At 69.2% G+C, this 14662-nt stretch carries 14 protein-coding genes; 7 read left to right on the plus strand and 7 right to left on the minus strand.

What is annotated here, in order from left to right; all coding sequences use genetic code 11:
- Positions 1–297: 297 nt before the first annotated feature.
- Positions 298–2466 (minus strand): MMPL family transporter, encoded by a 2169-nt coding sequence (locus tag AB0C29_RS11145; protein ID WP_360818473.1) that lies wholly within the window; start codon positions 2464–2466, stop codon positions 298–300.
- Positions 2467–2700: 234 nt separating this feature from the next.
- On the opposite strand from AB0C29_RS11145, the gene AB0C29_RS11150 reads away from it, so the two are divergent.
- Entirely contained in the window at positions 2701–3027 is a 327-nt protein-coding gene (locus AB0C29_RS11150) for a hypothetical protein (RefSeq protein WP_360818476.1), read from the plus strand.
- A 54-nt stretch (positions 3028–3081) separates the two neighbouring features.
- Positions 3082–3480: a hypothetical protein gene (locus AB0C29_RS11155; protein WP_360818479.1), complete on the plus strand. Its 399-nt coding sequence runs from the start codon at positions 3082–3084 to the stop codon at positions 3478–3480.
- On the opposite strand, the gene AB0C29_RS11160 is transcribed toward AB0C29_RS11155, so the two are convergent.
- The 4 genes from AB0C29_RS11160 to AB0C29_RS11175 all read right to left on the minus strand — a co-directional run bounded on the left by AB0C29_RS11160 (position 3461) and on the right by AB0C29_RS11175 (position 7719).
- Complete coding sequence (locus AB0C29_RS11160; RefSeq protein ID WP_360818482.1) at positions 3461–5125, minus strand: PQQ-dependent sugar dehydrogenase; 1665 nt, start codon at positions 5123–5125, stop codon at positions 3461–3463. The two genes, AB0C29_RS11155 and AB0C29_RS11160, sit on opposite strands and share 20 nt — an antisense overlap.
- A gap of 25 nt (positions 5126–5150) precedes the next feature.
- On the minus strand, positions 5151–6146 hold the full coding sequence (locus AB0C29_RS11165) for an SMP-30/gluconolactonase/LRE family protein (RefSeq protein ID WP_360818485.1): 996 nt from the start codon (positions 6144–6146) through the stop codon (positions 5151–5153).
- 185 nt (positions 6147–6331) lie between these two features.
- Entirely contained in the window at positions 6332–7327 is a 996-nt protein-coding gene (locus tag AB0C29_RS11170; protein ID WP_360818489.1) for a S66 peptidase family protein, read from the minus strand.
- Positions 7324–7719: a MarR family transcriptional regulator gene (locus AB0C29_RS11175; protein WP_360818492.1), complete on the minus strand. Its 396-nt coding sequence runs from the start codon at positions 7717–7719 to the stop codon at positions 7324–7326. The genes AB0C29_RS11170 and AB0C29_RS11175 overlap by 4 nt, the downstream gene beginning before the upstream one ends.
- Before the next feature lie 189 nt (positions 7720–7908).
- On the opposite strand from AB0C29_RS11175, the gene AB0C29_RS11180 reads away from it, so the two are divergent.
- Entirely contained in the window at positions 7909–8607 is a 699-nt protein-coding gene (locus AB0C29_RS11180) for a hypothetical protein (RefSeq protein WP_360818495.1), read from the plus strand.
- Positions 8608–8623: 16 nt separating this feature from the next.
- Entirely contained in the window at positions 8624–9529 is a 906-nt protein-coding gene (locus AB0C29_RS11185; protein WP_360818498.1) for an SDR family NAD(P)-dependent oxidoreductase, read from the plus strand.
- Between the two features lie 187 nt (positions 9530–9716).
- Here AB0C29_RS11185 and AB0C29_RS11190 read toward each other — a convergent pair whose 3' ends face one another.
- Entirely contained in the window at positions 9717–10190 is a 474-nt protein-coding gene (locus AB0C29_RS11190; protein ID WP_360818501.1) for a MarR family transcriptional regulator, read from the minus strand.
- A 62-nt stretch (positions 10191–10252) separates the two neighbouring features.
- Here AB0C29_RS11190 and AB0C29_RS11195 point away from each other — a divergent pair, with 62 nt between their 5' ends.
- Entirely contained in the window at positions 10253–11464 is a 1212-nt protein-coding gene (locus tag AB0C29_RS11195) for an FAD-dependent monooxygenase (protein ID WP_360818504.1), read from the plus strand.
- Positions 11465–11551: 87 nt separating this feature from the next.
- Here AB0C29_RS11195 and AB0C29_RS11200 read toward each other — a convergent pair whose 3' ends face one another.
- Positions 11552–12415: a helix-turn-helix transcriptional regulator gene (locus AB0C29_RS11200; RefSeq protein WP_360818507.1), complete on the minus strand. Its 864-nt coding sequence runs from the start codon at positions 12413–12415 to the stop codon at positions 11552–11554.
- Positions 12416–12554: 139 nt separating this feature from the next.
- Here AB0C29_RS11200 and AB0C29_RS11205 point away from each other — a divergent pair, with 139 nt between their 5' ends.
- The gene (locus AB0C29_RS11205) at positions 12555–13433 is read left to right on the plus strand and encodes an aldo/keto reductase (RefSeq protein ID WP_360818510.1); all 879 of its coding nucleotides are present in this window, start codon (positions 12555–12557) and stop codon (positions 13431–13433) included.
- Between the two features lie 88 nt (positions 13434–13521).
- Entirely contained in the window at positions 13522–14505 is a 984-nt protein-coding gene (locus AB0C29_RS11210; RefSeq protein WP_360818513.1) for an aldo/keto reductase, read from the plus strand.
- Positions 14506–14662 lie beyond the last annotated feature (157 nt).

The following is a 14662-nucleotide window of genomic DNA, read 5'->3' on the forward strand; positions in this document are numbered from 1 at the left end:
CCGGCCGCACGGCGCAGGACAGACGACCCACCACCGGGTAGGACACCGCGGTGCCTCGACCCCGGCCGCGGCCGCATGGCGCAGGACAAGCGGCCCACCACCGGGCAGGACACCGCGGTGCCTCGACCCGGCCCCGGCCGCATGGCGCAGGACAAGCGGCCCACCACCGGGCAAGACACCGCGGTGCCCCGACCCCAGCCCTGGCGCATGGCGCAGGACCAAAGGCCGCCGGGCCGACGAAAAAGATCCGGGACGGGGTCTGGGTCCCCGTCCCGGATCTCGTACGTGCCACCGCGCTCACAGTTGCAGCGCGGGCTCCTTGTCGTCGGCGAGCGACTGTTGACCGTCCGGCAGCTCCACCGCGGGACGGGACAGCCGGCTCGGCCACCACATCCGCCGGCCGATCAGCAGGGTGAGGGCGGGCACCAGCACCGACCGCACCAGCAGCGCGTCGAGCAGCACGCCGAAGGCGACCAGGAACCCCACTTCGATCAGCATCACCAGCGGAAGCGTCGCGAGGACGGCGAACGTGGCCGCCAGGACCAGGCCGGCCGAGGTGATGACGCCGCCGGTGGCGGAGAGGGCTTTGAGCATGCCCTCCTTGGTGCCGAGACGCACGGTCTCCTCCCTGGCCCGGCTGGCCAGGAAGATGTTGTAGTCGACGCCGAGCGCCACCAGGAACAGGAACGCCAGCAGCGGCACCGAATAGTCGATGCCCTTGAACCCGAGGATCGTGTCGAAGACGAACACGCTGCCGCCGAAGGCTGCGGCGAATGAGACGATCACGGTGGTCATCAGGATCAGCGGGGCCACGATCGCACGCAGCAGCAGCCCGAGGATGATCAGGACGACGGCGAGCACCAGCGGGATCACCAGCTTCTCATCGCGGGTGGTGGTCACCTCGGTGTCGAGGTGCTCGGCACTCGGCCCGCCGACGATCGCCTCCGCCCCGCTCACCGCGTGCACAGCGGTGCGCACCCGCTTGATCGTGTCGTACTCTGCGACGGTGTCCGGCGCGTCCGTGGGGAACACGGAGATGTCGGCCCAGCCCCGGCTGGTCTCACCCGGCACGGCCTGGGCCACACCGCGAGTGCCCTTGACGACGTTGAGCACCTGCTCCTGATACTCCGGCCGCGTCAGGATCGTCATCGGCTGGCCGCCGAGCTCCGGGAAGTGCTGGCTCAGAACGGTGAAGCCTTTGACCGACTCCGGCGCGGACACGAACTGGTCCTGCTCCCGCAGGGCTCCGGTGTTGCCCGCCAGCCCGACCGCGAGCACGCCGAGGATGCCCAGCGAGCCGAGCGTCGCCACCCACCGCCGGCGGCTGATGGCGCTGCCGAGCCGTTCCCACAGCCCAGGCTTGTCCTGCACGGCCGTGCTGAACCGCGGGATGGCCGGCCAGAAGATGCGCCTGCCGAGCAGCACGAGCATCGCCGGGAACAGCGTCAGCATGGCCACCAGCGCGCACAGGATGCCGGCCGCGCCGATCGGGCCCAGCCCGCTGGTGCTGTTCAGGTCCGCGACGAGCAGGCAGAGCAGGCCGGCGACCACGGTGGCCGCGGACGCGAGGATGGCCGGCGCCGCGCCGCGAAGCGCGTGGACCATCGCGACCCGGACGTTCTCGTGGTGGTGCAGTGCCTCCCGGTACCGGGAGATGAGCAACAGCGCGTAGTCCGTGCCGACGCCGAACACCAGGATCGTCAGCAGTGCCGAGTTCTGGTCGTTGATGACGATGCCGAAGCCCTTGACGAGCAGGTAGACGGTCGCCATCGCGGTCAGTGCGGCCGCGCCCACGGCCACCAGCGGGACGAACCACAACACCGGGCTGCGGTAGGTGAGGATGAGCAGGAGCGTGACGACGATGACGGTGGTGAGGAGGACCTGCGTGTCGATGCCGTCGAAGACGGCCTCCATGTCGGCTTCGATCGCGGCGGGGCCGGTCACGTCGAGTTCCAGGCCGGCGGGCCGGTCCTTCGTGACGTCACGCAACGGGCCGACAATGATCTCCGGTCCGCCGTAGGCCGCGCTCACGTCGAGGCTGAACATCAACGCCTTCCCGTCGGCGGAAGGTCTCACCTCTGGGCCCTCGCCTTCGCCCTCGCCCCCCTCCTCGCCGCCGGCCGGGGCCGCCACCTTCGGCGGGTACCGCTTGGCAAGGGCGTTGTAGTGGCGCTCGACCGTCGCGCGGTCAGCGTCGGTTATGCCCCCGGCGCGGTGGTACACCAGGACGAACGTGCTGGCCTCACCACCGGGCTGACTGTCCTCGTGCACCGCCACCTTGGTGGAATCGGCACTGGCCGGCAGGTTGTCCGCGGCCTTGTCGGTGGTGACCGAGCTCAACTTCCCGCTCAGCGGCACCATGACCACCGCCAGCGCCACCCACAAGGCGATCACCAACCACGGCACCCACCGGCCTGCCAACCGGCCGGGCGGCGCTTCCCCGGACGGCGCTGTGTTGACTGCCATGACTGGCCTCCTGCATACGAGTTACATCGCTTGTCTGACGCCTACTTCGTACCGAGCGAATCTGAGACGATCATTAATCGAGCGCTCAGATCGGTTGGCCGAATCAGATGCCCAGCGCATGCACCAGCGACGGCGATCGCTGTCGCCGCCTGCGGGTCGGACGCCGACAACAGTGCGGCGCCCGCCTCGGGCGGCTCGCACAGCGCGCACGCGGGCGGGTCGTCGGCTCCGTCTTTGCCGCTGCGCGCCGGCGAGCGGTTCCTCGACCTGAAGATGGCCGAGGCCTACACACCCGCGCCGCCGGCGGGCGGAGGCTCGGACGGGACCCAGGTCATGCCGGAGAACGTCGCCGTCGCCCACCACGCCATCGTCTACGCGGTGCAGCCGGACAAAGCAGCCCTGGTGCGCGAGCAGGACGTGAAGACCCCCGGCCCCGGCTGGCAGTGTTTCGGGGGGACCGGCGTGAAGGGCGCCGAACTTATCTGGGTCGCGGAGACGACGTTGTCGTCTTCGTCGCGTGCGGCACTACCACTCTGGTCGTGCCCGCAGACCGAGTCGTGATCAATATCAAGAACCAAGGTCACACCGCCCTCGGGCGCCCACTACGGTGGCAGCGTGACCTTGCCCCCTGCGCCCGCGTGGTCTGCGGTCATCCGCGGTATCCACGTCACCGCCGGCACGCATGCCAACTGCAGCGGCTTCGCTCGTGCCGTAGCCGACTTCGAACCGCAGACCGATGCCGCAAAAGGCTTTACTTTCGTGGTCGCGCTAGAGGAACGGCCCGGGCGATACCGCGACGACGAACTCGAGGCGTGGTGCTGCGAGCACATCGAGCGCGGCGTCCGTGCCGAGCTGGCCGAGCATTTCGGAGCAGTGCTGCCGGCCGTACGGGTGAGCCTCCGACGGGTTTTGCTTCATCCCGTCGACTCCAACGAGCGGCGTAATCATGAAGCCGGTCGCATGCTGGCGCAGCAGGCGCTTCAAGCAATACCCATCAGTCCTGATCCAGGGTGATTTTGAAGATCTTCTCGTTGCTGTTTCGCGGGACGCTGTCCTTGTCGCCACCGGTGCTGGTGGTCAGCCACAGGTTGCCGTCGTTGGTTGGTTCGACCGTGCGCAGCCGGCCGTAGGTGCCCACGTAGTACTGCTGGATATCGGCCAGGCGTTCGCCGTCGATCACCGCTCGGTACAGGCGGGTGCCTCGCAAGCAGGCGATGTACATGACATCCCGGACGATGGCTATTCCGCTGCAGGACGCCGCCGCCACCGGATAGGTCTGAGTCGGGGCGATGAAGCTCGCACACGCGTCGCCGATTGTGCCCTCACAGGCCGGCCAGCCGTAGTTGCCGCCCTTGACGATGAGGTTGGTTTCGTCCATCACGTTGTTGCCGAATTCCTGCTCCCACAGCCGGCCCTGGGAGTCGAAGGCCAGGCCCTGCGGGTTTCGGTGGCCGTAGCTCCACACGACGCTGCCCGGGAACGGGTTGTCCTCCGGGACGGAGCCGTCCGGATTGAGGCGCAGGACCTTTCCGCCGAAGCTCGCCAGGTCTTGTGCTTGGTCAGGATCCTGACCGTCACCGGCGGCGGCATAGAGCTTGCCGTCCGGGCCGAATCGGAGGCGGCCGCCGTTGTGGTACTTGTTGCGGGGGATTCCGGTCACCAGGATTTCGCGGGATTCGGTGCGCAGCGTGCCGTCGTACTGGAAACGCACGATGCGGTTGTCCGTCGCCGTGGTGTGGTAGACGTACAGCCAGTGGTCGGTGGCGAAACTGGGCGATACCGCCAGGCCGAGCACGCCGCCTTCGCCGTTCGTGCCGGCCGCGTCCGGGACCTTGCCGATGCTGTGCTTGCCCGTGCCGTCCGCGGCCATTGCCTGGATGGTGAACAGGTCACGCTGGCCGTAGAGGACCGTTCCGTCCGGTAGTTGCACCAGGCCCCAAGGCAGGTCACGTTCCGTGGTGATCTGGGTGGCGGCACACACGGCCGCGCACGAGCTTCCGGTGCGGACTTCGGCCAGGTCGCTGGGGGCCGACGTGTTGCCCTGGGCGTCGCGGGCGATCACCGTGTACGTGTAGGCCGTGTCAGCTTTGAGGCCGACGTCGGTGAATGTGGTGGCGGGTGGGCTGGCCGCCGTACCGGTCAGTCCTCCGGCTTTGGCGCCGTCGCGCAGCACGTCGTAGCCGGTCACGGCGACGTTGTCGGTCGAGGGTGACCACCGCAGGGTCACCGCAGTGCCGATGGCACTGCCGGCGAGCCCGGCCGGGACGCTCGGCGCGGTCGTGTCCGACGAGCAGAACGGCGGGGTGACCGACACCGTGTTGCTGGCCTGGGAGACGTTGCCGGCGGCGTCCCTGGCGTTGACGTAGAAGCCCCATCGCGCCCCCGGGACCACACCGAGCGTGATCGTGCGTACCTCGGCGGTGGTCGAGCCGATCGCTTGGCCGTCGTGGTAGAGGTCGTAGAACGCGACGCCGGTGTCGTCGGTGGACGCCGACCAGGTCAGCGTGACCGAGGAGCAGCTGAGGTCGCCGGCCGCGTGGCCGGTCGGGGCGGTGGGCGGCCGGGTGTCGGCCGCGGCGGCCCGGACCGGAGATCCAACGGCCACCGGTACGGCGATCAGAACGGCAACCAGGCCGGAAAACGCGCGTGGCGCAGTCATGAGGAGCCTTTCAAGAGCGTCTATTTCAGTACGGGTAGCCGGGCACGTCCAGGTGCACGCTGTACAACCCGGAATCGCCCGTGCGTCCGGACGTGATGAACAGGGTCTGCCGGTCTGCGCCGCCGAACGCCACGTTTGTCGTTCCCGCACTGGAGGAGATCGTGCCCAGTTGCGTGCCGGTGGGACTGAAGACGTGGACGAGGCCGTCGGAGCCGGACGCCCAGTACACATTGCCGGCGCAGTCGATTGTTCCGCCGTCGGGTCCGGCGATCGAGGCGAACAGCGTGCGGGTGCCGGTGCTGCCGTCTGCCCGTACCGGATAGCTGTAGATTTTGTTTTCGCCGTAGGCGCCGACGTAAAGGGTGCTGCCGTCGGGGGACAGGGCGATGCCGTTCGGTTGCCGCAGGGCGTCGTCGACCAGCGAGACCGTGCCGCCGGAGACGCGGAAGACGCTGGTCCGGCCATTCATCGCGTCGGCTCGGCGGCCGCGCTGGAAATCGGGGTCGGTGAAATAGACGACGCCGTCGGAGCGGATCGACACGTCGTTCGGCGAGTTGAATGCCGCGCCCTGGAAGTTGGCGGCCACCACCTGCCGGGAGAAGTCAGAGAGCTGATAACGGGAGACGCTGCGCTGGTCGTGCGTGGCCGCGACGATCGACTGGCCGTCCGGGGAAATGGCCAGGCCGTTGCTGCCGGACTCGGCGATCACGGTTTCGACCGTTGCTGAACCGGGGGTGTATCGCAGAATGGTCGACGGTTGCACGCGCTGGGGGCCGGTCGCCGCGCGCATGTCGGACATCAGCAGGTAGCCGGGATCGGCGACCCAGGCCGGGCCTTCGAGGAATGTGCGGCCGCCGATGAGTCGCGAAGCGGTGGTCGTCGGCGAGGCGAGCGGGGGCCCGTGCTCGGTGCCGGTCGGACAGACTCCGGGCGGGGCGCCGGGCGGGAGGTCAGCGGCTTGCGCGACCGTCGCCGCGGTCGTGCCGGCGACCAGCAGGAGGCCGGCCGCGCCTGCGGTCACCAGGGCACTTCGCGTTTTCATGGACGTCCTCGTAATGGGTTTAGACATTGACGACCTTCGAACGATAACGCACCCGTCGGAGTCCGTCGACCGATACCCATTCGTAGAAAATTGTTATGTCGGCGTGCGTGTCTGAGTCGGGTCGTCGGGCAGCTGGCGGATGACTTCGGGGGCTTGCCGGGGGTTCAACGCCGGTTGCTTCGATCGGGGTGCGGCGTACTCGTCGCCGGTTCGAGGAGGGACAGTTTCCGTTGCTGGGCGTCGAGGGCGACGCGGATGCCGACCGGCATCGGGAGGTTCGGGCCGGCGTGTCCGACCTCGACGTTGCCCAGGACCGGGATGTCGCGGTCGCCCAGGACGTCGAGGACTATTTCGCGCAGAGTCAGTTCCTCCAGTCCATCGATTTCGCGGGGAATGCCCACGACCATGCCCGAGATTCGATCGAGGATGCCGCTGTGCCGCATCACCTGCAGATAGCTCCACACGTACGAGGCCAGCCCGCCCATTTCTTCCCAGAACAGCACCGCACCGTCGAAGCTTTCGAGCGGCAGCGCGAAGCGCGTCGCCTGGGCCAGCACAATGCGGTTGATGACGCCACCGATCAGCGGGCCCTCGGCGCGCCCGGGCCGCCAGCATTCCCAGGTCTCGCTTGGGGGTAGCGCGCCTATCGCCTCGGTGCTGGTCAGCAGTCTGGTGTAGAGATCCTCGAGTTCCGCTCGGCGCGGCGCCGGCGCGGTCTGCCAGTTTCCGCCGAAGCCGGGGGTGGCCATGTCGGCATGAAATCCCACCAATCCCGTACGGGCATAGAGCACCAGATGCAGCAGAGAGATGTCGCTGTAGCCGAGGATCGGTTTGGGATCGGCCCTGACCGCCTCGAAGTCGATGAGATCGAGGTAGCCGAGTGCCGTCTGGCCGCCGTCGTTCGCGACGATCGCGCGCACTTCCGGGTCACGCAGCAGGCTGTTCAATTCCGCGGCGATTTCCGCTGGAGTTGCCGCGCTCCACCAATGGTGGCGTCCTGCTTCGACCAGCGGTGCCCGGCGTACGCGGAAACCCATCCGTTCGAGCACGACCACCGTCTTTTCGACGTTGGGCTCGTAGACAGCTTGGAGCGGTCCGGACAGCGCCGCGATGACGACCAGATCTCCGGGCTTGAGGGCGCTAGGCCGAAGCAGGGTCATTCGGCCGAGTATTGCGGATCGGGCGGCTCCATCGCTTTGATTAACAGGCGGTGCAGGCGGCGCTGTTCGGCCTCGGTCAGGCGGGCGATCGGCGTGCGGGTCGTAGCTGTCTCTACCAGGCGGTGCCGGGCTGCGCGGCCGGCGTCGGTCAGGTGCAGCGCCTTGGTCCGCCGGTCGCCGGGGGCTGCCGCGCGTTCGGCGTAGCCCAGCTGCTCCAGGCGGTCGGCGAGGAACGTCACCGTTGACGGGTCGCAGCCCAGCTTCGCGGCCATCTGGCGCATCGATGGTGCCGGCGCCGACGGCTCCAGCTGCCACAAGGCGTCGGCCAGGGCGTGGGTGAGCTTCAGCTCGGCGAGGACGTCCTCGATCCGCGCGTTGGTCGCGCCGTCCATGGCGTGCACCAGCCGCAGTAGCTGGTATGTCAACGACTCACCGTCCATGGCCTCATCCTACCTGGAAGCTTGGACACTCCAATACTTGACCAATCCAAGCTTTGTCGGGAGGATGGCTGATGCTTGGAGAGTCCAAGCATCTCGGATGGAGGCGCCGGCATGGACGTGATGGCAAGGAGGCGGGAGTCGGTGCGAGACCGGGTTCGCCGGCGGGTGCTGACGACGTTGCTGGGCTTGATCGACAACGATGCGGCCATCCGGCGTGCGGCCACCCTCGAACCGGGTCAGGCCACGGCGAACCAGGGGAACGGGCCCTACTACGTGCCGGGGTCGCCGATTCGGCGTGACGTCCGGGAGGGGCGCGACGGAGTTCCGCTGCTGCTGCGGATCCGTACCGTGGAGGTCGGCACGCTCGCGCCGGTCTCCGGCGCGATGGTCGAGATCTGGCACTGCGACGCCGACGGCATCTACTCCGGCTATCAACGCTACGGCGCGGACAAGTTCCCTGCCCTGGTTTCGTTGACGCTGCGGCGGTTCCGGCCGACGGACACGGCGACCTTTCTGCGCGGCCGGCAGGTCACCGACGATTCCGGGTACGTGGAATTCCAGACCATCGTGCCGGGCTGGTACACGCCGCGGACGTTGCACATCCACGTACGGGTCAGTGCCGGCGGCAAGGAGCTGCTGGGCACCGAGTTGTACTTCTCCGACGACTTCGCCGCGCACGTCCAGTCGCTGCCGCCGTACGCGGGACGGGGCCGCGGCCCGTACCGCAACACCACCGACATCGAGATCCGCATGGCCAAGGGTTCGCCGGGCAGCTGGCCGGCCGTGCACCCGGCCGGGGACGGACATCAGGCTGACGTCACCCTCCAGATCCTCACCTGAACAAGAGGTTGCTGCCATGACCACACGCACCGCTGTCATCACCGGCGCGGCCGGCGGCCTCGGGAGTGCCACGGCCCGGCAATTGCTGGCCGCCGGGTTCGACATCGTCGCGGTCACTCGTGACGCGGACAGCGCGCTCGCTGCGCGACAGGCCCTTGCCCCGGATGCCCGCGATCTGACCGTCCAGGCGCTGCATGCCGACCTGATCGATCGCGACGATGTCCGCACGCTCACCGCGCGGCTCCGGGAGTCCGTCGAGCGCGTCGACGTGCTGATCAACAACGCCGGAGCAGCGTTTCCCCAGTACGCGGAGACCGCCGACGGCGTGGAGCGCACCCACGCCCTCAACCACCTCGCGCCGTTCCAGCTCACCCACCTGTTGCTCGCCGACGGCCTGCTTGCCGCCGACGCCCGCATCATCAACATCTCCAGCGACCTGGTGACCCGCGGGCGGCTCGACGCCGACGACCCGGACGTCACCGGCGTCTCCTGGCGCGAGCGGTTCTCGCAGCTCGCCGTGTACGGCACCGCCAAGCTCGCCGGCGTGCTGGCGACCGTCGCGCTCGCGGAGCGGCTTCCGGCCGGCATGAACGCCTACAGTGCCAACCCCGGCGTCATCAGGACCGGCTTCAGTGCCAAGTCCGGTGGCCTGCTCAAGGCCGTGTCCTCGGTCAGCGGCCTCTTCGCCCAGGCGCCGGACAAGGCGGCCCGTACGCCGGTCCTGCTTGCCACGACCACGACGCCTCCGGCCCCGAACGGCGGCTTCTTCGCCAAGGGAGCGAGCGCGACTCCGCCGGCGCCGGCCCGCGACACCGACCTGGCGGCGGCTGTTTACGAACGCACGGCGCGCCTGATTGGTGTTGACTCCCTGCCGCGGACGTCGAATGGTCAGGGTCTGGTGGGGCCTGAGGCGCCGCGCTGACGCGACGGGGGCGACGTGTGTGGCCGGATAGGGCGCGCATGGACCAGGCGCTCTACCGGGCAGGTCGACCAGGTTCTCACGCGGGCGCGTTCCCTGACCTCCGCGCCCGCCGAGGGCGGCCGGCCGTTCCGTCCGTGACGGCGCCGTGGCGGTGCCACGACTCGTGCTGCGGTGCAGCCGAAAGGCTCTACCGGTCGTCCGGGCGAGCGACTTCCTTGATGTAGCCGTTCATCGTGGCCACGAAGTCGGTGATGAAGCGTTCCGCGTGGGCCAGCTCTTCGGGGGAGTACCGCGCCATCATCGCGTCGACGTGGCCGACGAGGGGACCGAAGAAGCTCGCCAGCATTCCCTCCACCCCTTCGGTCGCGCGCAGGGTCACGATGCGGCGGTCCGCGTTGTCCCGCACCCGGATCACGTGGCCGGCTTTCTCCAGGCGGTTGAGCAGCGAAGACGTCGCGCCGGGGGTCAGGCCGATGCGGTGGCTCAGGGCGGCCTGAGTCAGGGGTGCGCCGCGGTCCTCCGCCGACAGGATCTCCACGATCGCGTTCGCGTCGGTGGTGTGCAGGCCCATCCGCGTACCGAAATGGCGGCCGAGCTCCGCGAAGGCCATGCCGTGGTCGCGGAGGCCTTCGAGCAGGCGGTCTCGCTGGGTGCCGGTCACGCCGGAACCTTACCATCGTCAAACAGTTTGACGGTGGAACAATCACACGGTAGAACTGTCCCATGACCGTCACCGCGCCACGGGCGCTTGTCTCGGGGGCCAGCATCGCGGGCCTCAGCACCGCTTTCTGGCTCGGTCGCGCCGGGTGGGATGTCGAGGTCGTCGAGCGGTTCAGCGCGTTCCGCGACGGCGGACAGAACATCGACGTGCGGGGTGCGGCCCGGGAAGTCCTGGACCGGATGGGACTTGCGGAAGCGGTACGCCGCCAGAGCACCACCGAGGAAGGCACCAGCGTCCTCGACGGCGAAGGCCGCGTCATAGCGAGGTTCCCCGTCGAGGACCCGGACGGTCCCACCGCGGAACTGGAGATCCTGCGCGGCGACCTGGCCCGGGTCATCCTCGACCAGCTGCCCGACCGGGTCTCCGTGCGGTACGGCGAGCAGATCGAGACCGTTCGCGACGAGGGCTCCTATGTGGAGGTGGCGCTACGGTCGGGAGCGGTCGCGCAGTACGACCTGCTGATCATCGCGGAGGGCGTCCGGTCCCGGACCCGGGACCTCATCTTCGGCTCCGCGGTCTCCCGGCGCGAGCTCGGGCTGAACATGGCCTACGGGGCGATTCCCCGGAGCGCGGACGATGACCGTTGGTGGCGCTGGTACTCGGCTCAGGGCGGCCGCCAGATCACCCTGCGTCCTGACAACAAGGGCACCACTCGCGCGACCCTGGCCTTCACCAGCCGCGGGCAGAACCTCGCCGACCTGCCGCTCGACCAGGCCCGTGCCGAACTACGCCGCACGTTCCAGGACGCCGGGTGGCAGGCCGAGCGGGTCGTCGCCGGCTTCGAATCCTCCGATGACGTGTACGTGGATCACCTCACCCAGATCAGGTTGACCTCATGGTTGAAGGGGCGGGTCTGTGTCACCGGTGACGCGGCCTGGTGCGTGACTCCGCTGGGTGGGGGCGGGACCTCGCTGGCCATGGTGGGGGCATACGTGCTGGCCGCCTGTCTCAGCCGGGCGAAGCCGGCCGAGCTCGGCGCCGCGCTTACTAGTTACGAGGCCTGGATGCGGCCACTGATCGAGGACGCGCAGAAGTTGCCGCCGGGGACGCCGGGGCTCTTCTACCCGAGGTCCGAGGTCGGTGTGCGGGTCCTGCGGCTGACCGCATGTATCGGAAGCTTGGGCGTGCTCCGCAGGCTGACGTCGCGCATCGGGCACGTCGCCCGAACCGGGCAGGCCCTGCCGCTGATGAATCTCGACCAGAACGTGCGGTGAACGTGACCAGCCTCAGGCTCAGGTGAGCCTGAGGCTCGGGTTCAGGTGAGCCTGAAGCTCGGGTTGAGGCGAGCCCGCTGATAGGGCTCAGCCGCTGACGGCGCTCCGCTGCGTCGCGGCCCAGCTGGCGAGCAGCTCCAACCCATCCCCGGATGGCGTGCCAGCTTCGGCGGAGTAGGTCAACACCGTCAGGTTGTCGTCACCGGACAGCTCGAGCACCTCGAACGCCAGCTCCAACTCGCCAATCGCCGGATGGCGGAAACGCTTCGTCCCATGACGGTGCACGTAAACATCCTGAGCCGCCCACCAACTACGGAACGGCTCGCTGCGCATGGACAGTTCCCCGATCAGGTTCATCAGCTGCGGGTCGTCCGGGTGCCGGGCCGCCGCGGTCCGCAGCGCAGCGACCGCGGAGCGCGCCACCTGCGGCCACTCCGGATAGAACGCCTGCGCGTGCGGGCCCAGGAACGTGAACCGCATCGAGTTCACCGGCAGCTCCGGACTCGAGGCCACCATCGGCGCGTAGAGGGCCAGGCCGAGCGGATTCCCGGCCAGGACGTCGAAGCGGTGGTTGCGCAGGAACGCCGGTACGCCCGTCATCGAGTCCAGCACGCGGCGGATCGCCGGCCGGATCTCGGGCGCCTTCTCGCGGCGGGGGCGAGCCGGCGGCCGGCCCGCGGCGCGCGCCAGGTGGTGGAGGTGCGCCGACTCGGTGTCGTCGAGCCGCAGTGCGCGGGCGATCGCGTCCAGGACGCTGTCCGAGACACCGGCGAGGTTGCCGCGTTCCAGGCGGGTGTAGTACTCGACGCTGACCCCGGCGAGCGCCGCGACCTCACCGCGGCGGAGGCCGGCGACCCGGCGGCTGCCGTACGCGGGGATGCCCGCCTGTTCCGGGCTCAGCTTCGCCCGGCGGGAGCTCAGGAACGCGCGGACCTCGCTGCGGTTGTCCATGCCCCCAGGCTAGGCACCTCGCCCGGCGGGAGGGGGTCCCTGGCATTACCCCTCTGCGCAGGGTCTCCCAGCCGCATCTGTTTCAGCGCAGGCTCTCGGGATACGTCACTTGATGACCGGCAATCGAGAGGAACGTTCCATGACCACCGTCCCCAGCCTGACGCTGAACAACGGTGTCGAGCTGCCCGCCATCGGCCTCGGTGTCTTCCAGACCCCGCCGGAGGAGACCCGGGCCGCCGTCGAGGCGGCCCTGGCGACCGGCTACCGGCACGTCGACACCGCCGCTGCCTACGGCAACGAACGGCAGGTGGGCGAGGCCGTCGCCAGGTCCGGCGCCGAGGTCTTCCTCGAAACCAAGATCTGGATCAGTGACTACGGGTACGACGAGACGCTGCACGGCTTCGACAAGAGTGCCGGCAAGCTCGGTGTCGACCGGATCGACCTGCTGATTCTGCACCAGGCGCTGCCCTCGGAGTTCGGGCGGACCCTCGATGCGTACCGCGCGCTGGAGCGGCTGCTGGCCGACGGCAAGGTGCTCGCGATCGGCGTCAGCAACTTCATGGTCGAGCACCTGCAGGCCCTGCTCGACCGGGCCACGGTCGTGCCGGCGGTCAACCAGATTGAGGTTCACCCTTACTTCCAGCAGCGTGACGTGCAGGAGTTCGGCGTCCAGCACGGCATCCTGACCCAGGCGTGGGCTCCGATCGGGGGCATCACGTTCTACCGCGACAGCGGGCACACCAGCACGCTTGAGGATCCGGTGATCGGTGAGATCGCCAAGGCGTACGGGAAGACCCCGGCGCAGGTCATGCTGCGCTGGCATCTGCAGCAGGGCCGTCAGGTGATCCCGAAGTCGACCAAGGCGCAGCGGATCGCGGAGAACTTCGACGTGTTCGACTTCGACCTGACCGGTGAGCAGCTCGCCGCGATCGACGCCCTGGACACCGGCAAGCGCGGCGGCCCCGAGCCCGCCGACGTCACCCTCGAAACCTTCGGCCGCGCGATCCCCGAGGCCTGACCCGGCCGCGAGGCCTGACCCGGCCCCGAGGCCTGACCCGGCCGCGAGACCTGAACCACCCGACCCGCCAACCACACGGAGGACGATCATGCGTACCGCGAAGCTCGGCGACCTGGAGGTCGCCCGGATCGGCCTCGGCGCGATGGGGATGTCACACGGCTACACCGGCGCCGGCAGTGACGACGCCGAGTCGATCCGCACCATCCACCGGGCCGTCGACCTGGGCGTCACCCTCATCGACACCGCCGAGGTCTACGGCCCTTACGTCAACGAGGAGCTGGTCGGCCGGGCCCTGCGGGGACGCCGCGACCGGGTGGTGCTGGCCACCAAGTTCGGCCTGATCTCGCACACCGGCCGCGCCGCGGGCCGGCCCGACAGCAGCCCGGACAGCATCCGCGCGGCGGTCGACGGCTCCCTCAAGCGCCTCGGCACCGGTCACATCGACCTGTACTACCAGCACCGCGTCGACCCGGACACCCCGATCGAGGAGACCATGGGCGCCCTCGCCGACCTGGTCCGGGACGGCAAGATCCGTCACGTCGGGCTGTCCGAGGCTTGGACCGGCACCATCCGGCGGGCGCACGCCGTCCACCCGGTCACCGCCGTGCAGTCGGAGTACTCGCTGTGGACGCGTGACCAGGAGCTGCTGCTGCCGGTGCTGCGGGAGCTGGGGATCGGGCTGGTGGCGTACTCGCCGCTGGGGCGGGGCTTCCTCACCGGGGCGCTGCGGTCGCCGGCGGATCTGGAGGAACTGGACGACAGCGACTTCCGCAAGCACCACCCCCGCTTCACCGGGGAGAACTTCCAGCGCAACCTGCGCATCGCCGACCGGGTGCAGGCCGTCGCCGACCAGGTGGGTTGTACGCCGGCCCAGGTGGCGCTGGCCTGGCTGCTCGCTCAGGGGCAGGACGTCGTTCCGATCCCCGGGACCAAGCGGGTGAGCCGGGTGGAGGAGAACACGGCCGCGGACGCGGTGGAGCTCAGTGCGGAACTGATCTCCTCGCTGACTGCGCTGCCACCGGCCGAGGGCGGCCACCACACCGACGACCAGATGCGGCTCATCGAGCGCTGAGCCGGATTACGGCGTACCGGAAAAGCTGCCGCCCCGCGGGGCACCGGGGCCCCGCCTCGGGGGCCTGATCTGGCAAGATCGCGCGCATGATGCTGCGGCGCGCACGGGGGGCGGCGGCTCTGCTTCTGGCTGCTGCCGGGGTGGCGCTGACCGCGGC

The organism is Actinoplanes sp. NPDC048791 (assembly GCF_040650095.1).
Taxonomy (GTDB): domain Bacteria; phylum Actinomycetota; class Actinomycetes; order Mycobacteriales; family Micromonosporaceae; genus Actinoplanes.